This window comes from Streptomyces sp. NPDC001549 (assembly GCF_042894025.1).
Lineage (GTDB): Bacteria > Actinomycetota > Actinomycetes > Streptomycetales > Streptomycetaceae > Streptomyces > Streptomyces kutzneri.
The window spans coordinates 1-24,932 of the sequence record NZ_JBIAVJ010000021.1; the positions used below are offsets into that span (position 1 = coordinate 1).

The following is a 24,932-nucleotide window of genomic DNA, read 5'->3' on the forward strand; positions in this document are numbered from 1 at the left end:
TCGCCCAGCTTGACCGAGATGATCGCCGTCAGACCCTCGCGGATGTCCTCGCCCGCGAGGTTGTCGTCCTTCTCCCGCAGCAGCTTCTTGTCGCGAGCGTAACGGTTCACCAGACCCGTCAGGGCCGCACGGAAGCCCTCCTCGTGCGTACCGCCCTCGTGCGTGTGGATCGTGTTCGCGAAGGAGTAGACCCCCTCCGTGTACTGCGAGTTCCACTGCATCGCGATCTCCACCGAGAGCATGCGCTCCTTGTCCTCGGCCTCGATGTCGATGACGGTCGGGTGGATGAGCTCACCCTTGCGCGAGTTGAGGTACTTCACGAAGTCGACGATGCCGCCCTCGTAGTAGTACTTCACCGTGCGCGCCTGGGGCTCGGCCGCGTCCGCGTCCGGGTCGTCGGCGCCCGCGGTGGCCTTCGCCGACTCGCGCTCGTCGGTCAGCGACAGGGTCAGGCCCTTGTTGAGGAAGGCCATCTCCTGGAAGCGCCGCGAGAGCGTCTCGAAGGAGTACTCGGTCGTCTCGAAGATGTCGCCGTCGGCCCAGAAGGTGACCGAGGTGCCCGTCTCGGCGGTCTCCTCGTTCTTCGCCAGGGCGGCGGTCGGGGCACCGAGCTTGTAGTCCTGCGTCCAGCGGTAGCCGTCACGCCGCACCTCGACCGCAACGCGCGTGGACAGCGCGTTGACGACGGAGACGCCGACGCCGTGCAGACCGCCGGAGACGGCGTAACCGCCGCCTCCGAACTTGCCGCCGGCGTGCAGGACGGTCAGGACGACCTCGACGGCCGGCTTGCCCTCGGACGGCACGATGTCGACCGGGATGCCTCGGCCGTTGTCGACGACCTTGACCCCCCCGTCGGCCAGGATCGTCACGTCGATGGTGTCCGCGTGCCCGGCCAGGGCCTCGTCGACCGAGTTGTCCACGACCTCGTAGACGAGGTGGTGCAGACCGCGCTCGCCGGTCGAGCCGATGTACATGCCGGGCCGCTTGCGGACCGCGTCCAGGCCCTCCAGGACCTGAATGTTGCTGCCGGTATACGAAGACCCACCTGCCTCGGCGGCCTCGCCGTCGGCGGTGGACTCGTTCTTGTCGTTGGGGTTGCCGGAATCGGCCACGAAGCGCCCTTTCTGGCACAGCACAGGCCGAACTCCGGGCCAGCAGGCATGCAAGCAGGAGCGGCTGCGTCGATCTGCGTTGTCAGCGTTTGTCAGCGGGATCCCGCAAGCGGGCGGGATTTGCTTCAGTCTACCGGTACCACCGACATGAATGGGGGTTTGCCGGTACCTGAGTCCGCATGTGCCGCCCTGAACCTCCTCTCTCCGACTCCCCCACATCCGGGAAGGGGCTCAAAGAGGCTCACACGGGCATCCAGCCCTTCGGGCTGTCAACCTCCGACTACCGTGAGGGACGCCACCCGAATCTGCCGATCTCCAGCCCCTCGGGCCCCTCCGACCTCGCCGGCACAACCCAGCCCCGCCGGCTCCTCAGGCCGCGCCGCTTCAGCCCCGCCGGCGTGTGAGGCGCGGGGTCCGGGACAGCGCCCCGGGGTCCCGCGCGGCGGGCTGCGTTTGCCCGCACGCGACCCCACAGGGGACCGGTCAGCCGTAGGTGTCCCCGGGACCCTTGCTGCCCGGCGCCCGCCACGGCCCGTAGCCCTTCGGCCGTCCGCCGGGCCCCTGCACCTTGATCAGGCGTACGGTGCCCTGCCCCAGGTCCGCGTTCAGCCGCGCGACCAGCTGCGGAGCCAGCAGCTTCAGCTGCGCCGCCCATGCCGAGGAATCGCACCGCACGACAAGTTCACGGTCCTCGTAGCGTTCCGGTTCACAGTGGGCCGCGATCTCCGGGCCGACGATCTCCGGCCAGCGCTCCATCACGCCCGCCACCGCCATCGGCATCTCCCAGCCGCGTTCGGTGCGCAGCCGGTCCAGCGCCGCCATGAGCGGCATCGGGTCCCGGCCGTCCGCGCGGGCTCCCGAGCGCAGCCCCGGCTGCTGCTGGCGCTTCTTCCCGCCGGCCGCGTTGCCCCGGGCCCGCGCCTGCTCCCGCGCCGCCGCGAGGGCCTGGCGCGCGAGGTCCACCCCGGAGGCCTCCGGGGTCCTGCGACCCTCCTGCGGGTCCTTGGCGTGCTCGTTCACAGCCGGGTCACCTCACCGCCGGACACCCCGAACCGCGTTCCGACCAGCACCCCCGGGACGTCGTCGTCGACCGCCGCCGTCACCAGTACCTGCTCGCCCGGGGCCACCAGCTCCGCCAGCCGCTCCCGGCGCCGCGTGTCCAGCTCGGCGAACACGTCGTCCAGGATCAGCACCGGCTCGCTGCCCTCCGAGCGCAGCAGCTCGTAGGAGGCCAGCCGCAGTGCCAGTGCGTACGACCACGACTCCCCGTGGCTCGCGTACCCCTTCGCGGGCAGCTCGCCGAGCCGCAGCACCACGTCGTCGCGGTGCGGGCCCACCAGGGTCACACCACGCTCGATCTCCTGCTTGCGCACCTCGGCCAGCGCGGCCAGCAGCACCTCGTAGAGGGCCTCGCGGGTGCGCGCCGCGCCGCTGTCCACCGGCTCGCCGGCCGAGGACTTGTACGCCAGCCCCAGCGGGCCGCCGCCGGGCGCGAGCTGCTCGTAGGCCTTGTCCGCAAGTGGCAGCAGGGTCGCGATCAGATCCAGCCGCTGCGCGAGCAGCTCCGCGCCCACGCGCGCGAGGTGCTGGTCCCACACGTCGAGGGTGGAGAGGTCCAGGGAGCGGCCGCCGTGCCGGCGGGCCATCGCAGCCGACTTCAGCAGGGTGTTGCGCTGCTTGAGCACCCGCTCGTAGTCGGAGCGGACCGCGGCCATCCGCGGCGAGCGCGCCGTGACCAGCTCGTCCAGGAACCGCCGCCGCTCGCCCGGGTCGCCCTTGACCAGGGCCAGGTCCTCCGGCGCGAACAGCACCGTCCGTATGATCCCCAGCACGTCCCGCGGCCTGACCTGCGAGGAACGGTTGATCCGGGCCCGGTTCGCCCGGCCGGGATTGAGCTCCAGCTCCACCAGCTGCCGGCGCTCGCCCTGGGTGACGGCCGCGCGGATGATCGCCCGGTCCGCGCCCATCCGCACGAGCGGGGCGTCCGAGGAGACCCGGTGGCTGCCGAGGGTCGCGAGGTAGCCGATCGCCTCGACGAGGTTGGTCTTCCCCTGGCCGTTGGGGCCCACGAAAGCGGTGACGCCCGGGTCGAGGGGTACCTCGGCCCGGGCGTACGAGCGGAAGTCGGCCAATGAGAGATGCGAAACGTGCATACGGCGCCGACCTCCCCCGGCTTCCAACTGCTCGCTGTGGTGCTGTGCCGCTGTACTGCTGTACCGCTGCGGCCCTGTGCTGCGAAGTGCTACTTCTTCTCGACCGCGTGGCCGCCGAACTGGTTGCGCAGCGCGGCGATCATCTTCATCTGCGGGGAGTCGTCCTGCCGCGAGGCGAAGCGCGCGAAGAGCGACGCGGTGATCGCGGGCAGCGGTACGGCGTTGTCGATCGCCGCCTCCACCGTCCAGCGTCCCTCGCCGGAGTCCTGGGCGAAGCCGCGCAGCTGCTCCAGGTGCTCGTCCTCGTCGAGGGCGTTCACGGCCAGGTCCAGCAGCCAGGAGCGGATGACGGTGCCTTCCTGCCAGGAGCGGAAGACCTCGCGGACGTCGGTGACCGACTCCACCTTCTCCAGGAGCTCCCAGCCCTCGGCGTAGGCCTGCATCATGGCGTACTCGATGCCGTTGTGGACCATCTTCGCGAAGTGGCCCGCGCCGACCTTGCCCGCGTGCACGGCGCCGAACTCGCCCTCGGGCTTGAGGGCGTCGAAGACCGGCTGTACGCGGGCCACGTCCTCGGCGGCGCCTCCGTACATGAGCGCGTAGCCGTTCTCCAGGCCCCACACGCCGCCGGAGACACCGCAGTCGACGAAGCCGATGCCCTTGGCCTTCAGCTCCTCGGCGTGCTTCTCGTCGTCGGTCCAGCGGGAGTTCCCGCCGTCGACGACGACGTCACCGGGCGACAGCAGCTCGGCGAGCTCGTCGACCGTGGACTGGGTGGCCGCACCGGCCGGGACCATGACCCACACGACACGGGGGGCCTGCAGGCTGTCCACAAGCTCCTGCAGGCTGTGGACATCCGCGAGGTCCGGGTTGCGGTCGTATCCGATGACGGTGTGGCCTGCGCGGCGGATGCGCTCGCGCATGTTGCCGCCCATCTTGCCGAGACCGACGAGACCAAGCTCCATCAGGTGGTTCCTTAAGCGTTGTGGCCGTCTTTGCCGGGGCTTCCCCGGCCGTGTCCTCGCCGGACGCGCAGGGGGTCGCCCACCGGATCCGAGCCTACGCCGGGCCGTGGCGGCGGGCCGTGCGGGCGCTCCATGGCGGCCGGTCGGGGTTCACGGGATTCCCGGTCTCCGGCGCCCTCCCCAGCCTGTGGACGACGCCGGGCCCGGTCCCGCTGCGTGCGAGACCGGGCCCGGCGTCCACAGGTGGAACGTCAGCCGGACAGGCGCACCGGCATGATCAGGTACTTGTAGGCCTCGTCGGCCTCCGCGTCGATCGCCGGGCGGCCGCTGAGCAGCGCGGGCTTGGTCGACGTGGTGAAGCTGAGCTGGGCCACCGGGGAGGCGATCGCGCTCAGGCCGTCCAGCAGGAAGGTGGGGTTGAAGGCGATCGAGATGTCGTCGCCGTCCAGCTGGGCGTCGACCCTTTCCACAGCCTGTGCGTCGTCGGAGGAGCCGGCCTCCAGGATCAGCACGCCCTTCTCGAAGCTGAGGCGGACCGGGGTGTTGCGCTCGGCCACCAGGGCCACGCGCTTGACGGCCTCGACGAAGGGCGCGGTCTCGATCACGGCGATCGAGTTGAACTCCGTCGGGAACAGCGTCCGGTACTTGGGCAGGTCGCCTTCGAGCAGCCGGGTGGTGGTGCGGCGGCCGGCGCCCTCGAAACCGATCAGGCCCTCGCCCGCACCGGAGCCGGACAGCGCCAGGGTGACGGTGTCACCGCTGGTCAGCGAGTTGGCGATCTCCTGGAGCGTCTTGGCGGGCACCAGGGCCACGGCCGACGCGTCCGGGTTCTCGGGCTTCCACAGGAACTCGCGGACCGCGAAGCGGTAGCGGTCGGTGGAGGCCAGGGTGACGCGGTCGCCCTCGATCTCGATGCGGACACCGGTCAGCACCGGCAGCGTGTCGTCACGGCCGGCGGCGGTGGCCACCTGCTTGGCGGCGGAGGCGAAGACCTCGCCGGCCACGGTGCCGGTCGCGGTCGGCATCTGCGGCAGTGCCGGGTACTCCTCCACAGGCAGGGTGTGGAGTGTGAATCGCGAGGAGCCGCAGACCACGGTCGCCCGTACACCGTCTGTGGAAATCTCCACCGGGCGGTTGGGGAGGGCGCGGCAGATGTCGGCGAGCAGCCGGCCGGAGACCAGGACGGTGCCGTCCTCCTCGACGTCCGCCTCGACGGAGACCCGGGCCGAGACCTCGTAGTCGAAGCCGGAGAGGCTCAGGGTGCCTTCCTCGGCCTTCAGCAGCAGGCCCGCGAGAACGGGCACCGGCGGCCGGGCCGGGAGGCTACGGGCGGCCCAAGCCACCGCCTCCGCGAGTACGTCGCGCTCCACCCGGATCTTCACCGGAACCGCCTCCTGCTGTTGCTCGCTCGTCTGCCGGCCTTCGTCGTCGGCTCGTCGATGCCTCGACCGATGCCGGGGACCAGTCTGACGTACGGCGCCGACACTCGGTGCGGCTGGCGGTCAAGTCGGGAGCGAGGGGCCGGGGCGGTCGATCGACGAGTTGTGCACAGGACCTGCTTGAAAACCGAAACCGGCCTAACTCTCTATGGGGGTAGTAGTAGGGCCTGTGGAAACGGTGGATAAGCTCGTTCTCGCAGGTCAACCCCGGTTTTTTATCCACCGACCCTGTGGGTGACACCGGTGGACAACCCCGTGTCTCTGTGGAGAACGAAAAGTTCTGCACAGGCTGTCCCCAGGGGACCCCGATTACTCCACAGGTGTGTCCCCAGCTTTCCCCCGGTACTCCACAACCCAAACGTCTACATCCGTGTGACCGCTTTCACTCCGGGCGGTGAGAAGGGGGTGGTGTGTTGCCGAACAGTGGACAAGGGTGTGGAGAAGCCCGCGCATCCTGTGCACAGGACGTGGAAACCTGTGGGCCGACGGTGGACAACGCCGTGGACAGGGCTGTGGACGAAATATTTGTCCACAGCCTGTGGATGACGTTTGTGCACAATTCCACAGGGGCCTGACCAGCCCTGATGGAGCCTCACCCGGTACGCCTGTGGACAGATTGTGGGCGGCGCGGCCCGTCCCCAGGGTGTGGACGGAAGAAAGTCTCCCAATCTGTGGATGAGTTGCTCCCTCGGGGGCGTATTCGAACAGGTCAGGGGCGCGCGAACGAAGAAGGGCGCCCCCGTTGTGGACCGGGAGCGCCCTCTGGATGCGTTTGAAGAGGCCCTGAAACGGCCCCGAACCGGGTGTCGGGGGGCCGCGCTCAGGCGTTCTTGATGCGGTTGGTGAGCTCGGTGACCTGGTTGTAGATGGAGCGTCGCTCGGCCATCAGAGCGCGGATCTTGCGGTCCGCGTGCATGACGGTCGTGTGGTCGCGGCCGCCGAACTGCGCCCCGATCTTGGGCAGTGAGAGGTCGGTGAGCTCCCGGCACAGGTACATGGCGATCTGCCGGGCGGTGACCAGGACCCGGCTGCGCGAGGAGCCGCACAGGTCGTCCACGGTCAGGCCGAAGTAGTCGGCGGTGGCCGCCATGATGTCGGAGGCGGTGATCTCCGGCGCGCTGTCCTCGCCGCCCGGGATCAGGTTCTTCAGGACGTCCTCGGTGAGGCCCAGGTCGACCGGCTGCCGGTTGAGGCTCGCGAAGGCCGTGACCCGGATCAGCGCCCCCTCCAGCTCGCGGATGTTGCGCGAGATGCGGGAGGCGATGAACTCCAGTACCTCCGGCGGGGCGTTGAGCTGCTCCTGGACGGCCTTCTTGCGCAGGATCGCGATACGGGTCTCCAGCTCGGGCGGCTGGACGTCGGTGATCAGGCCCCACTCGAAGCGGTTGCGGAGCCGGTCCTCCAGGGTGACCAGCTGCTTGGGCGGCCGGTCGGAGGAGAGCACGATCTGCTTGTTGGCGTTGTGGAGCGTGTTGAAGGTGTGGAAGAACTCCTCCTGCGTCGACTCCTTGCTCGCGAGGAACTGGATGTCGTCGACGAGCAGGATGTCCATCTCGCGGTAGCGCTTGCGGAACGCGTCGCCCTTGCCGTCGCGGATGGAGTTGATGAACTCGTTGGTGAACTCCTCGGAGCTCACGTACCGCACCCGGGTGCCGGGGTAGAGGCTCCGCGCGTAGTGCCCGATGGCGTGCAGCAGGTGCGTCTTGCCGAGGCCCGACTCCCCGTAGACGAAGAGGGGGTTGTAGGCCTTCGCGGGCGCCTCGGCGACGGCCACCGCGGCGGCGTGCGCGAAGCGGTTGGAGGCGCCGATGACGAAGGTGTCGAAGAGGTACTTGGGGTTCAGCCGCGCGGTCGGCTCCAGCGGGCCCGAGGTGGAGCCGCCGGACGGGGACGGCGGCGCCGCGGGCCGGCCGGGGGCCTGGCGCGGCGCCGGCTGCTCGTACTGCTGGGGCTCGTATTGATGGGACTGGTGCTGCTGCTGGGACTCGTACGGGGACTGCTCGTACTTCTGCTGCTCGTAGGAGCCCTGGTCGTAGCCGGAGGGCTCGGGCTGCTGGAGGTAGCCCGGCTGCGGGGAGGCGTACGGGTCGCGCTCGGGGAAACCGCCGAGGCGCGGCTGCTGCCAGCCGTAGTCGTCCTGCTGGCCGCCGCGGGGCCAGGCGCCGGGCTCGGGGCGCTGCTGCTGGTAGTCCGGGTAGGCCGGGCGGGCGGTGGGCAACTGGTCGTCGCCGGGGCCGCCGGGGCCACCGCCGGGGCGCTGGCCGCCGTACGGCTCGTACCCGCCCTGCTGGACGGGCGGGGCGGGGGGCGCGGGCTCGCCGGCGGAGTCGTCCACGGTGATGGCGATCCGGATGGGGCGGCCGCACTCACGGCTGAGGGCGTCACTGATCAGCGGGGCGAGGCGGCCTTCGAGGACGCGCTTGCCCCATTCGTTGGGGACGGCCAGCAGTGCGGTGTCGGCGACGAGTGCCAGGGGCTGGCATCGCTCGACCCACTGCTTGTCCTTGGGCTCGATCCCCGGCTGTCCCTCCCCGAGGAGCTTTTCGAGCACCCTTGGCCACACTGCGGCAAGATCGGCAGGTACGTCAGCCACAGAGCACGCTCTCTCACAGGGGTCCCACGAATGTGTGGTTCTTTGGGACGGTCGGGACAAAAAATCCGGGGTCAGGCAACGGTAGTCAGGCCAGCGGGTACGGTTCAAGTCGTTGTCCACAGCCTGTGCACAGTGTGGGGCCACGTCGGCTCGGTTTGACCGGATGGCGTAGCCGCGCGTACCGTAACGAGGTCGAGTTGTCGATGGCTGCTGCCGCCTGCCTACCGATGGGCGAAGGTCACTGATAGTGATCATTTAGCGGTGCCACTCGGGCGAACACGCGAGTTTCCTCGTGGGCGCACGGTGACAGCCAGGCGATGTCCCGCCACAACGATTCATTCTCTGGAGCCCCCGAGTGAGCAAGCGCACCTTCCAGCCGAACAACCGCCGTCGTGCCAAGACCCACGGCTTCCGCCTGCGGATGCGTACCCGTGCCGGTCGCGCGATCCTCGCGAACCGTCGTGGCAAGGGCCGCGCCGCCCTTTCCGCGTAACCACAGCAGGTCGTGACGTCGTGCTGTCTCCCGAGAATCGGCTGAGGCGGCGCGAGGACTTCGCGAGCGCGGTACGCCGAGGTCGTCGGGCTGGTCGCCCGCTCCTCGTCGTCCATCTACGTACAAGCGGTGCAACGGACCCGCACGAGTCGGGGGAGATCGATCCCTCGGCGCGTGCGGGTTTCGTCGTCAGCAAGGCTGTCGGCAACGCCGTCATACGTAACCGGGTCAAGCGCCGTCTGCGCCATCTGGTCCGCGAGCGGCTGCCCGAGCTGCCCGCCGGTAGCCTGGTGGTGGTACGCGCGTTGCCCGGAGCGGGTGATGCCGGCCCCGACGAGCTGGCCCGGGACCTGGATGCCGCTCTGGTGCGGCTCCTGGGAGGCGTGGCTCGATGAAGTACCCGCTGCTCGCTTTGATCAAGCTGTACCAGTGGACGATCAGTCCGCTGCTCGGGCCGGTGTGCCGCTACTACCCGTCGTGTTCGCACTACGGGTACACGGCCATCGACCGGCATGGTGCGGTCAAGGGGACGGCCCTGACCGCCTGGCGGATCCTGCGGTGCAATCCGTGGTCCCCGGGTGGCGTGGACCATGTCCCACCCCGTAAACGCCCGCGTTGGCACGAGCAGCTGCGCAGTGCGTTGCGTAGATCTCGCAATGCTCAAGGAGCCTGATTAGTGGACACGATTGCCAGTCTGTTCAGCTTTATCACTTACCCCGTCTCGTGGATCATCGTCCAGTTCCACTCGATGTACGGGGCGATCTTCGGTGAGTCGAGTGGGTGGGCCTGGGGCCTGTCCATCGTGTCCCTAGTGATCTTGATCCGTATCTGCCTGATCCCGCTCTTCGTGAAGCAGATCAAGGCGACGCGGGGTATGCAGGCGCTCCAGCCGAAGATGAAGGCGATCCAGGAGCGCTACAAGAACGACAAGCAGCGTCAGTCCGAAGAGATGATGAAGCTGTACAAGGAGACGGGTACCAACCCGCTCTCCTCGTGCCTGCCCATCCTGGCGCAGTCCCCGTTCTTCTTCGCGCTGTACCACGTGCTGTCGAACATCGCCGATGGCAAGCCCGTCGGCGCGATGGACCAGCAGCTGGTCGACAGCGCGCGTGCGGCCAAGATCTTCGGTGCGCCGATCGCCGCGAAGTTCATGGACAGCCCGGAGAAGGTCGCCGCCCTCGGCGCCACCCTGACGGACGTCCGGATCGTGACCGCCGTCATGATCATCATGATGTCGCTGTCGCAGTTCTACACCCAGCGTCAGCTGATGCAGAAGAACGTCGACCTCTCGGTCAAGACGCCGTTCATGCAGCAGCAGAAGATGCTGATGTACATCTTCCCGGTGATCTTCGCGGTCATGGGTATCAACTTCCCCGTCGGTGTTCTCGTCTACTGGCTGACCACGAACGTGTGGACCATGGGTCAGCAGATGTACGTGATCAACCAGAACCCGACGCCGGGCAGCAAGGCGCAGGACCAGTACCTGACCCGCCTGCTGAAGCAGATCAGCTCGCACGGTGAGCTCAAGGGCCGGGGCAGGAAGCGGGTCGTCGCGGCGATCGTCGCCAAGGGCCCGGACCGCAACGACAACGAGCGCAAGTTCATCGCCGCCCTCACCAAGCAGGGCATGGCCGCGCAGCCCGACGGCTCCGTGATCAAGAGTGTCGAGGCCACGGCAGACTCGGATGCGGCGAGCGGCGGTGCCGCGAAGCGGCAGCAGCCGAAGCGCCAGTCGAAGTCGCAGCGTCAGACCCCCAGCAAGCCCGCTCCCAAGAAGTAAGAAGGAGTCCCTCCCGTGACGGAAGGCACCACCACCGCCGCCGCTGAGAGTGGCGACACCCTGACCCGCCTCGAGCAGGAGGGTGAGATCGCGGCCGACTACCTCGAGGGTCTGCTGGACATCGCCGACCTGGACGGCGACATCGACATGGACGTCGAGGCCGACCGGGCCGCGGTGTCGATCGTCAGTGACTCGGCCAGCCGTGATCTGCAGAAGCTCGTGGGCCGCGACGGTGAGGTTCTGGAGGCTCTGCAGGAGCTGACCCGCCTCGCCGTGCACCGGGAGACCGGGGACCGCAGCCGGCTGATGCTGGACATCGCCGGGTTCCGCGCGAAGAAGCGCGAGGAGCTGGCGGCGCTGGGCGCCCAGGCCGCGGCGGACGTGAAGGCGTCCGGCGAGCCGCTGAAGCTGGCTCCGATGACCCCGTTCGAGCGGAAGGTCGTCCACGACGCCGTGGCGGCCGCCGGTCTGCGGAGCGAGTCCGAGGGCGAGGAGCCGCAGCGCTTCGTCGTTGTGCTCCCGGCCTGATCGTCGGCGCGAGTTGTTCGGCCCCGTCTGTGTCGCAGGCGGGGCCGATGTTTGTCAGCCTGGCCTGACAGGTGAACGACGCCTCATCTTGAAGACGTGGTTTTTTCAGAACCATGCGGTACGGAAGGACGGTCCCCGTGACGGAGGCAGCTGAGCTTCCCCCGGCGCCTGAAGAGGCGCGCGCGGTGTTCGGTGAGTTTTTCCCGGAAGCTGTGCGGTACGCGGAGCTGCTGGCGGACGCAGGAGTCAAGCGGGGCCTGATCGGGCCGCGTGAGGTGCCGCGCCTGTGGGAGCGGCACCTGCTGAACTGCGCTGTGCTGTCGGAGGTGGTGCCCCAGGGCGTCACCGTGTGCGACGTGGGCTCGGGCGCGGGTCTGCCCGGTATCCCGCTCGCTCTGGTGCGACGGGATCTCAAGATCACGCTGCTCGAACCGCTGCTGCGGCGTACGACCTTCCTCCAGGAGGCCGTGGAGCTGCTGGGCCTGGACCACGTCACGGTGGTGCGGGGGCGGGCCGAGGAGGTCCTGGGCAAGCTGCAGCCGGTGCACGTGGTGACGGCGCGGGCGGTGGCTCCGCTGGACCGGCTGGCCGGATGGGGTGTGCCCCTGCTGCGGCCGTACGGCGAGATGCTGGCGCTGAAGGGCGACACCGCGGACGAGGAACTGGTGTCGGCGAAGACGGCGCTGGCGAAGCTGGGTGTGGTGAAGACCTCAGTGCTGCACGTGGGCGAGGGTCTGGTGGACCCTCTGTCGACGGTGGTGCGGGTCGAGGTCGGAGAGAGCCCTGGAGGGGTGAGGTTCGCGGCCAAGCGGGCTAAGGCGGCCCGGGTGGGACGCACCCGCCGACGCCGGTGATTCTCCGCTGATTCGCTGACGGCCGGGGCCCGCACGGGAGATTTCATCCGTGTTGGGCCCTATAGGTATGGATTTCGGAGTGTCGTAGCGGCCGGGGGACTCCCTCCGGGCATCGTGTTTCACGTGAAACGTCGCTCTCTGCTGCACGGAATCATCAGCCGCGGTCGTGCGGCTGCGTCCCCCCGCCAGCGCAAGGACGCAAGGGGGACAGAGTTGTCCACATCGGTGGATTCATCCACAGGAGTACGGGCCCCGCTGGTTCGCGACCCGGGTGACATGGGAGGCTCTGTTCATCGCGAGCCTGATGTCGAGGAGAGTGACACCGTGCGGTCCGACGCCAACCTCGCGGGGCCCATGGCCGACCCGGTCCCCGGTCCCCGCTCTGAACCGGCGGGTGGGGATGTTTCACGTGAAACATTGCCTCCGCCTCTTGTAGACAACGACACCCCTATCGGCCGAGCCGCCCAGCAGGCGGTCGAGGCGCTGGGGCGCGCCGGTGAGAGGCTGCCCCGGCCGAATCAGACCCGGGTCATCGTGGTCGCCAACCAGAAGGGCGGCGTGGGCAAGACCACGACGACCGTGAACCTGGCGGCCTCACTCGCGCTGCACGGCGCACGGGTCCTGGTGGTCGACCTCGACCCGCAGGGCAATGCGTCCACGGCGCTGGGTATCGACCACCACGCCGACGTGCCGTCCATCTACGACGTGCTCGTGGACAGCCGGCCGCTGCTGGAGGTCGTCCAGCCGGTGGTGGACGTGGAGGGGCTGTTCTGTGCCCCGGCCACGATCGACCTGGCGGGTGCGGAGATCGAGCTGGTGTCGCTCGTGGCGCGGGAGAGCCGCCTCCAGCGGGCGATCCAGGCGTACGACCAGCCCCTCGACTACATCCTGATCGACTGCCCTCCCTCGCTCGGCCTGCTGACGGTGAACGCACTGGTGGCCGGCGCGGAGGTGCTGATCCCGATCCAGTGCGAGTACTACGCACTGGAAGGCCTGGGTCAGCTGCTGCGCAATGTCGATCTGGTCCGAGCCCACCTCAACCCGACGCTCCATGTGTCCACCATTCTGCTGACGATGTACGACGGCAGGACACGGCTGGCCTCGCAAGTGGCGGAGGAGGTGCGCAGCCACTTCGGCAAGGAGGTGCTGCGGACGAGCATCCCCCGGTCGGTGCGCATTTCCGAGGCGCCGAGCTATGGGCAGACGGTGCTCACGTACGACCCGGGTTCCAGTGGTTCCCTCTCCTACCTGGAGGCAGCGCGAGAGATCGCGTATCGGGGGGTCGGCATTCAGTACGACGCTCGGCACGCCCATCTGGGCCCGGGCACGAACAGCACGCAGAGTGTGGCGGAGGGGATCCAGTGAGTGAGCGACGTAGGGGTCTGGGGCGGGGGCTCGGTGCGCTGATTCCCGCGGCTCCGCAGGAGAAGACGCCGCCGGTGATCAGCGCCGGGTCGGCGTCCCCGTCGGCGGTGCCGACGCTGGCTTCGGAGCGGGGAGTCGCGGCGGCGAAGCTCGCTGCGCTCGTACAGGCCGATGTTTCACGTGAAACATCGCTCGCGGTCGTCCCGGTGGCCGATCCGGAGCCCCAGGCCGAGACCGAGACCGAGAGCAATGTGGTGGCGGGGGCGACGTTCGCCGAGCTCCCGATGGACGCGATCACGCCGAACCCGCGCCAGCCGCGCGAGGTGTTCGACGAGGACGCGCTCGCCGAGCTGGTGACCTCCATCCAGGAGGTGGGCCTGCTCCAGCCGGTGGTGGTGCGGCAGTCGGCTCCCGGCCGCTATGAGCTGATCATGGGTGAGCGGCGCTGGCGTGCCTGCCGCGAGGCCGGGCTGGAGGCCATTCCGGCGATCATCCGGGCGACGGACGACGAGAAGCTGCTGCTGGACGCGCTGCTGGAGAACCTCCACCGGGCTCAGCTGAACCCGCTGGAAGAGGCTGCGGCCTACGACCAGCTGCTCAAGGACTTCAACTGCACCCACGACCAGCTGGCCGACCGGATCGGACGCTCGCGTCCCCAGGTGTCGAACACGCTGCGGCTGCTCAAGCTCTCCCCTTCGGTGCAGCGCCGGGTGGCCGCGGGTGTGCTGTCGGCCGGGCACGCGCGTGCGCTGCTCTCGGTGGAGGACTCCGAGGAGCAGGACAAGCTGGCGCACCGGATCGTGGCCGAGGGTCTGTCGGTGCGTGCGGTCGAGGAGATCGTGACGCTGATGGCCTCGGAGCCGTCGAGTGCGGTGAAGCCGAAGGGTCCGCGCGCGGGTGCACGGGTGGCTCCGGCGCTCAGCGAGCTGGCGACGCGGCTGTCGGACCGGTTCGAGACGCGGGTGAAGGTGGATCTGGGCCAGAAGAAGGGCAAGATCACCGTCGAGTTCGCCTCGATGGAGGATCTGGAACGGATTCTGGGGACGCTGGCGCCGGGCGAGGGCCGGGTGCTGGATCAGGGTCTTGCCGGGGAGTGATCCCCGGGCCGCCGAGGGGCGGGGGGGGGGGGGGGGGGACCCCCCCCAGCCCCCCCCCCCCGCCCTGGGGGCGTAACCAAGTCCCCCGGGGTGCCGGGGGGGGGGGGGGGGGGGGGGGGGGGGTGGGGGGGGGGGGGGGGGGGGGGGCCGCCGGGCGGGGGGGGGGGGGGGGGGCGGGCGCCCCCCCCCCCCCCCCCCCCCCCCCCCCTTCGCTTTGCTGTCGAAGAACGATCGACCAGTGGATACGATGCGGTCATGGGTCGTCGGCTGGTACCGCTCACGCTGGACAACCTCCAGGACCTGCCCCGTCGTTGCCGGTCCTGCGTGTTCTGGGAGCTGGACCCGGTCAGTGGTGAGGCCGCGGTGAAGGCGGGTACTCCAGCGCAGGAGAAGGAGGCGTGGATCTCCGCCGTCCTGCTGGAGTGGGGATCCTGCGGCCGAGTGGTCTATGTGGACGAGATTCCGGTGGGCTTCGTCCTCTACGCGCCGCCGGCGTACGTGCCGCGGGCCACTGCCTTTCCGACCAGCCCGGTGTCGCCCGATGCCGTGCAACTGATCACCGCGTGGATCATGCCGGGGTACCAGGGGCAGGGGCTGGGGCGGGTCATGGTCCAGACGGTGGCCAAGGACCTGCTGCGGCGGGGGTTCCGGGCGATCGAGGCCTTCGGGGACGCGCACTGGGAGGGTCCGGCGTGCCTGCTGCCCGCGGACCATCTCCTGGCGGTGGGCTTCAAGACGGTACGGCCGCACCCGGTGCATCCGCGGTTGCGGCTGGAGCTGCGGTCCACGCTGTCCTGGAAGGAAGACGTGGAACTGGCACTGGACCGGCTGCTGGGCGCGGCGCGCAAGGAGCCGGCGCTGCGGCCGCTGTGAGTGTGAGACGCGGAACGGGGCCGCCCCAGGAGGGGTGGCCCCGTTTCACGTGAAACATCGATCGCGTCAGGCGGTCTTGACCTCGACGAACTCGGAGAGGTCGCGCAGGATGGCGGCCTTCGGCTTCGCGCCGACGATGGTCTTGGCGACCTCGCCGCCCTGGTAGACGTTCAGCGTCGGGATGGACATGACGCCGTACTTGGCAGCCGTGGCCGGGTTCTCGTCGATGTTCAGCTTGACGATCTCGATCTCGGGGTGCTCGGCGGCGATCGCCTCGAGAGACGGCGCGATCTGGCGGCACGGTCCGCACCAGGCGGCCCAGAAGTCCACCAGCACGGGCTTGTCGCTCCTGAGGACCTGCTCGTCGAAGTCATCGTCGGTCACGTTCTTGAGGGTGCCGGCCACAGCGGCCTCCTTCTTCTTCCTGCGGGGTGTGGGGTGGGGCAGTACGGGGGTCAGGCCGGTCAGACCGCTGCGTGGACCTTCTCGGCGTCCGCGAGCGCGGCAAGGAAGCGCTCGGCGTCGAGGGCGGCGGAACATCCGGTGCCCGCGGCGGTGATGGCCTGACGGTAGGTGTGGTCCACGACGTCGCCGGCGCCGAACACGCCGGTGGCGCTGGTCCGGGTGGAGGGGGCCTCGACCTTGAGGTAGCCCTCCTCGTCGAGGTCGAGCTGGCCCTTGAAGAGCTCGGTGCGCGGGTCGTGGCCGACAGCGATGAAGAGGCCGGTCACGGGCAGCTCGGAGGTCTCACCGGTCTTGGTGTTGCGCAGGGTGAGGCCGGAGAGCTTCTGGTCGCCGTGGATCTCGGCGACCTCGCTGTCCCAGGCGAACTTGATCTTCGGGTCGGCGAAGGCGCGGTCCTGCATGGCCTTCGAGGCGCGCAGGCTGTCACGGCGGTGGACGATCGTGACGGACTTGGCGAAGCGCGAGAGGAAGGTGGCCTCCTCGATCGCGGTGTCGCCGCCGCCGACGACGGCGATGTCGTGGTCCTTGAAGAAGAACCCGTCGCAGGTGGCGCACCAGGAGACACCGCGGCCGGAGAGGGCGTCCTCGTTGGGCAGGCCGAGCTTGCGGTGCTGGGAACCGGTGGTGACGATGACGGCCTTGGCGCGGTGCACGGTGCCGGCGGTGTCGGTGACGGTCTTGATCTCACCGCTGAGGTCCACGGCCACCACGTCGTCCGAGATCAGCTCGGCGCCGAAGCGCTCGGCCTGGGCACGCATGTTGTCCATGAGGTCGGGGCCCATGATGCCGTCCTGGAAGCCCGGGAAGTTCTCCACCTCGGTGGTGTTCATCAGCGCGCCACCCGCGGTGACGGCACCTTCGAAGACCAGCGGCTTGAGCGAAGCGCGTGCGGTGTACAGGGCGGCGGTGTAACCGGCCGGCCCGGAGCCGATGATGATCACGTTTCGGACGTCGCTCACGGGTTTCTTCCTCGTTTCTGCGGACTGCGTACTGCCTACCGGGGGCCGGTGCGGACTCTCACCCCACCCAACGGATCCTACGGCGCATGCATTCCCCACCCGCTCCACGACGGCCCACAACGCCTCGGCTACCGCGGATAGGTGCTCTTCAGAAGGACCTTTCCGGGATCTGCCGAACCGGTCTGCTCGCACGCCGTGTCGACGAGGTAGGCGTCCACGCGGGCGGAGTCGGCCGGGTGCGGCAGGACGAGGAGGTAGACGGGGGTGCCCTGGTAGCTGCCGCGTTCGGTGGCGATCGGGGTGTCGGGCCGGCCGGTGGCCTGTTGGACACAGGCGGGGACGGAAGGCGCCGCCCGCTTGTCCCCGGGGGCGGGGGCGGTGTTCTCCAGTCCGAGGGTGTTGTTCTGCTCCTCGGGCACGTTCTTGGCGCCCTGGCCGCCCGCGATGAGCTGTCGGACGCTGTCCTGGAGTCCCTGAGCGGTGTAGTTGCCTTCGCCCGCGACGCCGGCGGCGGACGGTCGCGCCGCGGAGTCGGATGCGGCGGTCCCGTGGGTGGGTCCGTCCGAGAAGTCGCCGAACAGGAAGATGCCCAGGGCGCAGGCGGCGGCTCCGGCCAGACCGGTGAGGACGGCGATACGCCGGCGCGCGCGGCGTCGCCCGGGGCCGGTTGGGCCGGTCGGGTGACCGGCGGGCGATGTTCCACGTGAAACATCGCGGGCCGGGGTGTGGGGCCGGTCGGCCGGTACGGCCGGGACCCGCGGCCGGGTGGCGTCGAGAAGGGCCTCCGCGGCGAGGGCCGCGTCGATGCGGCCGGCGATGTCGGCGGGCATCCGGGCCGGGCCCGGAAGGGTGCCGAGGAGGGAGCGGATCTCCTCCAGGGAGGCGCGGACATCGGCGCACAGGGCGCAGTCGCCGAGATGGCGTCGGATTTCGGCGGTACGGGACGGGGAGAGGAGACCTTCGGTCAGGTCGGAGATCTCTGAGACGTCCGGGTGCCGGATCGCGCCGGTCGTGCCGGACCTGCCAGTGGGCGGGGTCACGGTCGTCCACCTCCGCCCTTCACAGTGTCTGGGTCTGGATGCCTGGGTTCTGCCGCTGGTGGGACGGGTGGGCCCGGCGTCCGGTTCCTTCCCCGCTCGGTGACGGTGTTATCCCCGGCATTCGTGCGCAGATGAGTGAGGAGCGGCACGAGTTTCGCCCGGCCGCGTGCGCACCGGCTCTTCACGGTGCCGGTGGGGACGTCGAGGATCCGGGCGGCCTCGGCGACGGGGTACCCCTGCATGTCGACGAGGACCAGCGCGGCTCGCTGATCGGCCGGGAGGGTGCTCAGAGCGGCCAGGAGCTGGCGATGGAGGTCCTGGCGCTCCGCAGGGGCCTCCGCGGACTCATGGGGCTCCAGGAGGCGCTCCAGGCGGTCCGTGTCGTCGAGGGGCGCGGTCCGCCGTGAGGCGGCCTTGCGGGCGCGGTCCAGGCAGGCATTGACGGTGATGCGGTGCAGCCAGGTGGTGACGGCGGATTCCCCGCGGAAGGTGTGGGCGGCCCGGTAGGCGGAGACCAGGGCGTCCTGTACGGCGTCCGCGGCCTCCTCCCGATCGCCGAGGGTCCGCAACGCCACGGCCCACAGCCGGTCGCGGTGGCGCCGCACGATCTCACCGAAGGCATCGGGATCCCCGGCGACGTGCAGTGCGAGCAGGTCCCGGTCACTGTCTCCGCCAGTCGTTGCGTCGCGCATCACACCTCCCTTCCCGGAGGGAGCGTACGGGGCAGGCGGGATGAATACGAGGGTCCGCTGTGCCGACGGTGCAGCGGACCCGGGACGTACCGATCAGGGAGTCGGCTGGTCGCCGATGCCGAGAATCTTGATCTCGTTGATGCCGCCGCGGAAGCCGTCCCCACCGCCTTCGGAGGGGAGTGCGGTGATGTGCACCAGCACGAAGCGGGTCTTGACCGGAGTCTCCAGCGTGGCCTCCAGTTTCTTCCCCGCGTTGCCCAGTTTCACGAAGTCCTGGGGGAAGTCGGAGATGCCGCGCGGTGAGGAGGCCTCGGGGGCAGCGGCGCGGACCTCGACCTTGTGCCCCGCGCTGCGCATGTCCACGTCGATGCCCGTCACCTCCTGGACGCTGCCGAGGTCGACGACGATGCCACTGCCGTCGTCATAGCTGTCCAGGTTGCCGAACTTTCCTTCGTAGCCGTAGAAGATCTTGGTGACCCACGCGGTGTCGCGGTTGTTGTCGATGGCCTTGCCGGCGTCTTCGCTCTTGATCGGGTCCTTGCCGAAGACGGATGCGTCGACGATGCGCAGCTGCTTGCTCTCCGCAGGCTTCTTCTCGTCCTCTTTCGTCTTCGTGGACTCCGAGTTGTTGGTGCCGCCGCTGTCGCCCTTGACCCGGTCCAGGAGCGTGTCGGCGAGCTGCCAGCTGCCCAGGCCCAGAGCGGCGATGAGCAGGGCGGCCACACCCCACTTCAGGACGCGACCGGTGCGGCTCTGCAGCGGGTTCGGCGGGACGGCGATGGTGCGAGTGGCCGGCGCGCCGGGGTGAGTCGGCGGACGGCCGTAGCTGCCCTGCTGGTAGGTGGTGTGCTGGTACTCGGGCGGAGCGGTGAAGGCGGGCTCAGGCGGCCGGATACGGGGCATCGCGGCCACGGCCTTGGCCAGCTCGTCAGGGGTGGTGCAGGCGGGTTCCTGGCGGGAGGCGGTGGCCCCGTCGTTGGCGAGCGCGCGCATGGCGAGTTCGCCCAGGCCCCGGTGGACACCGGCGCGCACCTGGTCGGGGGCGATCAGGCCCACGCCCTTGGGCAGGCCGGTGAGGCCGTACGCGTCGCTCTCGTACGGCCAGCGCTGGGTGAGGGCGGCGTACAGGAGCGCGCCGATGGCCTCGGTGTCGGCCCGCTGCGGGGTCTCGCTGGTGATGCCGCGCAGGGCGGCGTTCACGGCGAGGCCGCGGATGCGGTACTGGCCCGTGGAGGTGCGCAGTATCGCGCTGGGCGTCAGCCGCAGATGGGCGAGACCCTCACGGTGCGCGGCTGCCATGGCCTGGGAGACCTGGCTGACGAGCTGGTAGGCCTCGTGGGCCTCCAGCGGGCCCGCGGCGAGGAGCGCGGTGAGTTCGGTGGCGTCGGGCAGCCATTCGTGGACGACGTAGACGACGTCGTTCTCCTCCACGGCGTCCAGGACCTGGACGAACCGTGGGTCGCCGAGCAGGGCGGAGGACCGGGCGGCGGCCAGGACGGAGCGAGCGCGCGCGTGGTCGGCGGGCATCAGGTGCACGCCCACGGCACGGCGCAGCTTCTCGTCCATCGCGCGCCAACTGCTGAATCCGTCCACACGGGTGACGCACTCTTCCAGCCGATAGCGTCTGGCGAGCTTGTGTCCGCTGTGCAGTTCCGGTGCGGCCGCAGGGGCCGCGTTGGTGCGTTCGCCGTCCTTGTCGGGCATGGGTCCGTCCGCGGCTCGTCCGTTCTGGGTGTCCACCCCGTCGGACGTGGCCTGTGCCGCCTGAGCGGTCAGCGGCTCATTGCCGCTGTTGTCGGCCACGTCGACGGCAGCCGTGCTACGTTCCGCCACCGTCGTTCCTGCCTCCCCATCCGTTGCGCGCTGTCAGCCAGTCTGCGAAGCCATGCCAATTGTGCCCACAGTCCGACGCTAAGCACGACACACGAAAGGGGGCGACGGTTGTGCGCATCAGCGCCCCAAACGTCCGCGGACCATTCCGACCATCGCGTTGAGCTCTTCGATCCGCATCCGCTTGGCGGCGATGAGGAACACCGCGGCCAGGGCGATGCCGCCGGCGAGGAGGGCGGTGGCGGAGCCGGTGACTCCGCTGCCCAGCCACTGGGTGACCCCGAAAGCGGCCGCGCCGGCCACGGCGGCGGCCGGGACGCAGGCGCCGGTGAGACGGGCGTACGTGCGCATGACGTGCGCCCCGTCGAGGTCGCCACCGAGCCGGGTGCGCAGGCGGCGCCAGGCGACGCCGACGCCGACGGCGTAGCCGAGCCCGTAGGCGGCGGCCATGCCGACCACCGCCCACCGGGCGGGGAGCACGAAGAACGACAGCGCGGAGCCCGCCGCGTTGACGGCGGCGACGATGACGGTGTTGTAGAAGGGCGTACGGGTGTCCTCGTAGGCGTAGAAGCCGCGCAGAACCACGTACTGGATGGAGTACGGGATCAGACCGAGGCCGAACGCCATCAGGATGTAGCCGATGTTCTGCGCGCCCGAACCCGAGCCGGCGTACAGCAGGGTGGCCATCGGGACACCGAGGGAGAGGAACGCGAAGGCGCAGGGCACGATCGCGACGGCCGAGGTGCGCAGCCCGTAGGAGATGTCGTCGCGGACCGCGGCGGCGTCGCCGTCGTGCGCGGAGCGGGAGATGCGGGGCAGGACGGCCGTCATGACGGAGACGGTGATGATCGCCTGCGGCATCTGCCACAGCAGCAGAGCGTATTGGTAGCCGGTGAAACCGGTGCCCGGGTGGCCCTGCTTCTCGGCGACGGATCCGGCCCAGGTGGCGAGCTGGGTGACGACCACGAGGCCGGCCTGGTTGGCGAGGACGAAGAAGAACGTCCACTTGGCCAGGCGGGCGGCCTTGCCGAGGCCGTGGCCCCGCCAGTCGAAGCGCAGGCGCGGCTTGAAGCCCGCGTCGCGCAGGTACGGCAGCATCGCTAGGGCCTGGACGGCGAGGCCGAGCAGGGTGCCCAGGCCCAGCAGGCGCACGCCCTCGGGGGTGACGGTGGCGGCGTTGACGCCGGAGGTGGTGAAGCCGCCGAAGGCCCAGATGAAGGCGCCGAACGTGGCGATGACCACGATGTTGTTGAGGACCGGGGTCCACATCATCGCGCCGAAGCGGCCGCGGGCGTTGAGGATCTGACCCAGGACCACGTGGACGCCCATGAAGAACATGGTGGGCAGGCAGTAGCGGGCGAAGGCGACCGCGACGTCCATCTGCTGGGGGTCGGAGGCGATCTTCGGCGACATCATCGTGATGAACACCGGTGCGGCCAGGACGCAGATGGTGGTGATGCCCGCCAACAGCACCACGACGAGGGTGAGCAGCCGGTTGGCGTACGCCTGCCCGCCGTCGCTGTCGTTCTTCATGGCCCGGACCAGCTGTGGGATGAAGACGGCGTTCAGGGCGCCGCCGCCGACCAGCACGTAGATCATCGTGGGCAGGGTGTTGGCGATCTGGTACGTGTCGTTGAAGGTGCCGACACCGATGGCACCGGCGATGACCAGGGTCCGCAGGAAGCCGGTGATGCGGGAGACGATGGTGCCCGCGGCCATCAGCGCGCTGGACTTCAGCAGGCTCGAGGCCCGTCCGGCGGGCTTGCTCGGCGCCGGTGCGGCGACGGGCGGCTCCTCGGCGGGGGTGCGGGGCGCCGCCTCCTGGTCCCGGTACAGGTGCGCGAAGGCGTCGGGTTCGGGCTGCGCGTCCGAGGCACCGGTGACGAGGGAGTCCACGCCGACGAACTGGGTGGTGGTGGCGTGGTCGCCGTACGGCAGGTGGCGCGAGGGGCCGTCCGGCTCGGGCGGCGGGGTCTGGGCCCAGACGCGCGGGTCGGGGGAGTACGAGGGCGCGGTGGGCGCGGCGTAGAGCGGGCCGGGCTCCTGGTAGGTGCCGGGCGGCGGCGGCGGGTGCGAGGCCCGGTCGTAGAGCACCTCGGCGACGGGGTCCTGGGCCGACAGGTCCTGGGACCGGTACGGGTCGTGGTCGTAGGCATCCTGGACATACGGGTCACGCTCCGGCGCGGGCGCAGGCGCGGGAACCTGCCCGGGCACCGGGGTGCCCGGGGCAGTGCCCTGGGAGGGCGCAGGCCCACCAGTGCCCTGCGCGCGGTCACCGTCGTACGGCGCGTTCATCGAAACCCCACCTCATCGTCCCCAGGCCGACCGGCCACGGCGTCAATCAACGGTCCACTGTCTCACTCGTGCCGGACCCCTCGGCGCTTTGCGCTCCGGTGTCCGGGGACTCGTCACTCGGCTGCGTGCTCTCCTCGGCGGCCGCGCGTGCTGCGACGCGCTTGCGACTGGCGTACATCTTGATGCCTGCCAGGACCAGGAGGAGCACACCGCCGGCGATGACGAGCATCACGGTGGGCGTGATCTCGGTGGCCTCGACGGTGAACTTGCGTTCCTTGCCGTAGGGGACGCCGTCCTTGGTGAACAGCTGCGCCGTGACCTCGACGGGGCCGCTCGCCGTGGCGTTGGCGGTGAACTTGACCGTCTGGGTGTGGTCGCCCTGGACGGTGACCTGCTGCTCGTCCTGGCTGAACATCAGGCGGGTCGGGTTGGCGGACTTCACCCGCAGGACGAGGTCGTGGACGTCCTGGACCAGGCTGTTCTGGACGCTGACCGGGATGGTGGCGCTGTGTCCGGACAAGGTGGCGTCGGACTTGGGGACGACCTTGACCTTCTCGGTCAGACCGATCAGGTAGTCCTGCACCTGGTCCCGGTAGAGGCGGGCCTCCTCGGGACGCCCGCGCCAGGAGGTGGACATCTCCCGGTTGGTGGTGTTGCCGAAGGGGATCTCCACGCGGTCGGGCGCGGCGAGGATCACCTTGAAGTGGTCGAGGGTGTTCTGCGTGGTGCGGATCTTCTCGAACGCCGACACCGGCAGCTCCTGCTTGCGCAGGTCCTCGGGGTACTGGCCGGCGCCCGGCACCTGGGTGGTGGCTCCGGGATCGGGCTTGGCGGCGGCCGCTGCCTCGAGGTCCGCGGGCTGGGTCCAGCGGCCCGCCTGGAGGCCACGTACGGCTTCGGCCATCGACTGGACCTGGCTGACGCTGGGCGTCCGCTGCGGGGCGACGACGAAGCTGCGCGGCTCATCGGTCTTCTGCAGGTTCAGGGCGAGGCTGTGGGCGAGGAACCGCTGCACGGCGAGCGTGGAGCTCCCGGCGTTCAGCATGTCGCCCTCGAAGGCGGTGGACAGGTCGGCGTCGGCCACGACGGCGGTGGTGCCGGCGCCGATGGGCCGGGCGGCCGAGGGCGTGTAGCCGAGGGCGCCGCTCTCCACGAGGCTGTCGCTGCGGGTGAGGACGTTGTGGGCGCCGGCCGAGGTGGCGACGTTGACGATCGAGGGGTCGAGGGCGCCGTCCACGGGCCAGGAGAAGTCCGTGGACGCGGGGACGTGCAGGACCGTCTCGACGGCCTGCTTCGCCTTGTCGGTGGCGGGGCGCAGCTGGCCCAGGGTGCCCGAGACGTCCTTGCCGTGGTGGGCGAGGGAGGCGAGGTCGGGGTCGGCAAACGGCAGGGCGACGACCTTCTTGCCCTGGACGGCCGCCTCCAGGGAGCTCAGCCACTGCTCGGCGACGGCCTTGCTCTTGCCCTGGACGGGCTTGCCGCCCGGGCTGCGGACCCGGTAGCCCTTGGTCATCGCGTCGACCGTGTAGAGCAGGTCGGGGTCGATGACCCAGGTGATCGGCAGGTCCTTGCCGAGGGTGACCATCTGCTCCAGACGCCCGCCCGGCCTGAGCTCGTCGGCGAGGGAGTCGTCGAGGAAGACGGGGGTCTGGAGCTCGTCGGAGCCCGTCTCCGCCGTCACGCGGGTGGTGGAGATCAGCGGCCAGGCGTAGGTGAGCTGGGAGCGCTTGCCGGCGGCCTCGGGCTGCCAGGGCAGGAAGGTCCGCTTGATGCCCATGACCTGCTCGGACGGCCGGCTATCGGTCACCCCGGACAGGGAGACGCCGAGCTGGTAGACGCCGTCCTTGTCCAGCTCCAGCTTGTTCACCGGGATGGTGAGCGTGAACTCCTGGCTGATCTTGGATGGCAGGGAGGCGATCTTGACCGCGTAGGCCGGGTCGATCTCGCCCGGGTCGGCGCCGGCCCGGAAGCCGGTGCGCTCCGCCGCCTCGTCGATGGACGTGCGGTCCGCGAGCGCGGGCCCGACCCGCAGACCGACATGCGCGTCGGTGATCGTCTCGGCACCGGTGTTGAGCACGGTGCCCCGGATGGTGAGTGTGTCGCCCTTGACCGGTGCCGTGGGGGCGATGGAGGTCAGCTGGACGTCCACGGACGCGGCCTGCGCGGCCTCGGCCCGGGGGGCGGGAGAGTAGATCAGAGCGGCCAGTACGGGCGTCCCGGCGAGCAGGACGATCGCGCGCCGCAGCCACCGGCGCCGGGCAGGAGCGGGGGACGCCCCCTGGTTGTCTGCCGCCTCGGCCACGCGCTAGCCCGTCCCTCGAAGTGTCAGTGGTCGTCTTTTGTGCGTCCACGCATGGTAACGAGGCCCGCTGTGTGCGAGTGCCGCGCCTTGCCCCACA

At 69.9% G+C, this 24,932-nt stretch carries 21 protein-coding genes and 2 pseudogenes; 9 read left to right on the forward strand and 14 right to left on the reverse strand.

Annotated features, from left to right (window positions below; all coding sequences use genetic code 11):
* The 7 genes and pseudogenes from ACFY04_RS29045 to dnaA (ACFY04_RS29075) all read right to left on the reverse strand — a co-directional run.
* Nucleotides 1–1,136 (reverse strand): ATP-binding protein (locus ACFY04_RS29045; protein WP_389121154.1); only part of this gene is annotated, 1,136 nt, incomplete at its 3' end.
* 459 nt (nucleotides 1,137–1,595) lie between these two features.
* Nucleotides 1,596–2,132 carry a DUF721 domain-containing protein gene (locus ACFY04_RS29050; RefSeq protein WP_314243166.1) on the reverse strand — a complete coding sequence of 179 codons (537 nt, stop codon included), beginning with the start codon at nucleotides 2,130–2,132 and terminating at the stop codon, nucleotides 1,596–1,598.
* A complete protein-coding gene (gene recF / locus ACFY04_RS29055; protein WP_389121156.1) occupies nucleotides 2,129–3,265 on the reverse strand; it encodes a DNA replication/repair protein RecF in 1,137 nt (378 codons plus the stop codon). The genes ACFY04_RS29050 and recF overlap by 4 nt, the downstream gene beginning before the upstream one ends.
* Before the next feature lie 89 nt (nucleotides 3,266–3,354).
* Nucleotides 3,355–4,230, reverse strand: coding sequence for a phosphogluconate dehydrogenase (NAD(+)-dependent, decarboxylating) (gene gnd, locus ACFY04_RS29060; RefSeq protein WP_389121158.1), 876 nt, complete (start codon nucleotides 4,228–4,230; stop codon nucleotides 3,355–3,357).
* Between the two features lie 251 nt (nucleotides 4,231–4,481).
* On the reverse strand, nucleotides 4,482–5,612 hold the full coding sequence (gene dnaN / locus ACFY04_RS29065) for a DNA polymerase III subunit beta (RefSeq protein ID WP_030956769.1): 1,131 nt from the start codon (nucleotides 5,610–5,612) through the stop codon (nucleotides 4,482–4,484).
* 877 nt (nucleotides 5,613–6,489) lie between these two features.
* A pseudogene (dnaA, locus tag ACFY04_RS29070) lies at nucleotides 6,490–7,596 on the reverse strand (chromosomal replication initiator protein DnaA); the annotation flags it as partial.
* A 71-nt stretch (nucleotides 7,597–7,667) separates the two neighbouring features.
* Nucleotides 7,668–8,262 (reverse strand): annotated as a pseudogene (gene dnaA, locus ACFY04_RS29075) (chromosomal replication initiator protein DnaA); the annotation flags it as partial.
* Between the two features lie 355 nt (nucleotides 8,263–8,617).
* Between dnaA (ACFY04_RS29075) and rpmH the strand changes: the two are divergent.
* The 9 genes from rpmH to ACFY04_RS29120 all read left to right on the forward strand — a co-directional run bounded on the left by rpmH (nucleotide 8,618) and on the right by ACFY04_RS29120 (nucleotide 15,252).
* Complete coding sequence (rpmH, locus tag ACFY04_RS29080) at nucleotides 8,618–8,755, forward strand: 50S ribosomal protein L34 (protein ID WP_008741645.1); 138 nt, start codon at nucleotides 8,618–8,620, stop codon at nucleotides 8,753–8,755.
* 20 nt (nucleotides 8,756–8,775) lie between these two features.
* A complete protein-coding gene (gene rnpA, locus ACFY04_RS29085; RefSeq protein WP_389121160.1) occupies nucleotides 8,776–9,150 on the forward strand; it encodes a ribonuclease P protein component in 375 nt (124 codons plus the stop codon).
* The gene (gene yidD / locus ACFY04_RS29090) at nucleotides 9,147–9,428 is read left to right on the forward strand and encodes a membrane protein insertion efficiency factor YidD (protein ID WP_076043740.1); all 282 of its coding nucleotides are present in this window, start codon (nucleotides 9,147–9,149) and stop codon (nucleotides 9,426–9,428) included. Before rnpA ends, yidD begins: the two co-directional genes overlap by 4 nt.
* A 3-nt stretch (nucleotides 9,429–9,431) precedes the next feature.
* The gene (yidC, locus tag ACFY04_RS29095; RefSeq protein ID WP_389121161.1) at nucleotides 9,432–10,535 is read left to right on the forward strand and encodes a membrane protein insertase YidC; all 1,104 of its coding nucleotides are present in this window, start codon (nucleotides 9,432–9,434) and stop codon (nucleotides 10,533–10,535) included.
* Nucleotides 10,536–10,550: 15 nt separating this feature from the next.
* On the forward strand, nucleotides 10,551–11,063 hold the full coding sequence (locus ACFY04_RS29100; protein WP_030008408.1) for a R3H domain-containing nucleic acid-binding protein: 513 nt from the start codon (nucleotides 10,551–10,553) through the stop codon (nucleotides 11,061–11,063).
* A gap of 137 nt (nucleotides 11,064–11,200) precedes the next feature.
* Complete coding sequence (rsmG, locus tag ACFY04_RS29105; protein ID WP_030008407.1) at nucleotides 11,201–11,917, forward strand: 16S rRNA (guanine(527)-N(7))-methyltransferase RsmG; 717 nt, start codon at nucleotides 11,201–11,203, stop codon at nucleotides 11,915–11,917.
* A 276-nt stretch (nucleotides 11,918–12,193) separates the two neighbouring features.
* Nucleotides 12,194–13,282 (forward strand): ParA family protein, encoded by a 1,089-nt coding sequence (locus ACFY04_RS29110; protein ID WP_389121163.1) that lies wholly within the window; start codon nucleotides 12,194–12,196, stop codon nucleotides 13,280–13,282.
* Complete coding sequence (locus ACFY04_RS29115) at nucleotides 13,279–14,379, forward strand: ParB/RepB/Spo0J family partition protein (protein WP_389121165.1); 1,101 nt, start codon at nucleotides 13,279–13,281, stop codon at nucleotides 14,377–14,379. The genes ACFY04_RS29110 and ACFY04_RS29115 overlap by 4 nt, the downstream gene beginning before the upstream one ends.
* A gap of 255 nt (nucleotides 14,380–14,634) precedes the next feature.
* A complete protein-coding gene (locus tag ACFY04_RS29120; protein WP_150258246.1) occupies nucleotides 14,635–15,252 on the forward strand; it encodes a GNAT family N-acetyltransferase in 618 nt (205 codons plus the stop codon).
* Between the two features lie 66 nt (nucleotides 15,253–15,318).
* Here the strand turns inward: ACFY04_RS29120 and trxA are convergent, their stop codons facing one another.
* The 7 genes from trxA to ACFY04_RS29155 form a co-directional block, all read right to left on the reverse strand.
* Nucleotides 15,319–15,657: a thioredoxin gene (gene trxA / locus ACFY04_RS29125; protein WP_389121167.1), complete on the reverse strand. Its 339-nt coding sequence runs from the start codon at nucleotides 15,655–15,657 to the stop codon at nucleotides 15,319–15,321.
* 59 nt (nucleotides 15,658–15,716) lie between these two features.
* Nucleotides 15,717–16,676 (reverse strand): thioredoxin-disulfide reductase, encoded by a 960-nt coding sequence (gene trxB / locus ACFY04_RS29130; protein WP_033214950.1) that lies wholly within the window; start codon nucleotides 16,674–16,676, stop codon nucleotides 15,717–15,719.
* 128 nt (nucleotides 16,677–16,804) lie between these two features.
* Nucleotides 16,805–17,716: a hypothetical protein gene (locus ACFY04_RS29135; RefSeq protein ID WP_389121170.1), complete on the reverse strand. Its 912-nt coding sequence runs from the start codon at nucleotides 17,714–17,716 to the stop codon at nucleotides 16,805–16,807.
* Nucleotides 17,713–18,408, reverse strand: coding sequence for an RNA polymerase sigma factor SigM (sigM, locus tag ACFY04_RS29140; protein ID WP_389121172.1), 696 nt, complete (start codon nucleotides 18,406–18,408; stop codon nucleotides 17,713–17,715). The genes ACFY04_RS29135 and sigM overlap by 4 nt, the downstream gene beginning before the upstream one ends.
* A 93-nt stretch (nucleotides 18,409–18,501) precedes the next feature.
* Entirely contained in the window at nucleotides 18,502–20,241 is a 1,740-nt protein-coding gene (locus ACFY04_RS29145; RefSeq protein ID WP_389121173.1) for a protein kinase family protein, read from the reverse strand.
* Nucleotides 20,242–20,358: 117 nt separating this feature from the next.
* Nucleotides 20,359–22,533, reverse strand: a complete 2,175-nt coding sequence (murJ, locus tag ACFY04_RS29150; RefSeq protein ID WP_389121176.1) for a murein biosynthesis integral membrane protein MurJ — start codon at nucleotides 22,531–22,533, stop codon at nucleotides 20,359–20,361.
* A gap of 46 nt (nucleotides 22,534–22,579) precedes the next feature.
* Nucleotides 22,580–24,835: a DUF6049 family protein gene (locus ACFY04_RS29155; protein WP_389121179.1), complete on the reverse strand. Its 2,256-nt coding sequence runs from the start codon at nucleotides 24,833–24,835 to the stop codon at nucleotides 22,580–22,582.
* Between the last annotated feature and the right edge of the window lie 97 nt (nucleotides 24,836–24,932).

Coding starts and splice junctions, on each gene's coding strand:
- recF (WP_389121156.1), bottom strand. CDS start 3,265: ATGCACGTTTCGCATCTCTCATTGGCCGACTTCCGCTCGTACGCCCGG.
- gnd (WP_389121158.1), bottom strand. CDS start 4,230: ATGGAGCTTGGTCTCGTCGGTCTCGGCAAGATGGGCGGCAACATGCGC.
- yidD (WP_076043740.1), top strand. CDS start 9,147: ATGAAGTACCCGCTGCTCGCTTTGATCAAGCTGTACCAGTGGACGATC.
- ACFY04_RS29110 (WP_389121163.1), top strand. CDS start 12,194: ATGGGAGGCTCTGTTCATCGCGAGCCTGATGTCGAGGAGAGTGACACC.
- ACFY04_RS29120 (WP_150258246.1), top strand. CDS start 14,635: ATGGGTCGTCGGCTGGTACCGCTCACGCTGGACAACCTCCAGGACCTG.
- sigM (WP_389121172.1), bottom strand. CDS start 18,408: ATGCGCGACGCAACGACTGGCGGAGACAGTGACCGGGACCTGCTCGCA.
- murJ (WP_389121176.1), bottom strand. CDS start 22,533: ATGAACGCGCCGTACGACGGTGACCGCGCGCAGGGCACTGGTGGGCCT.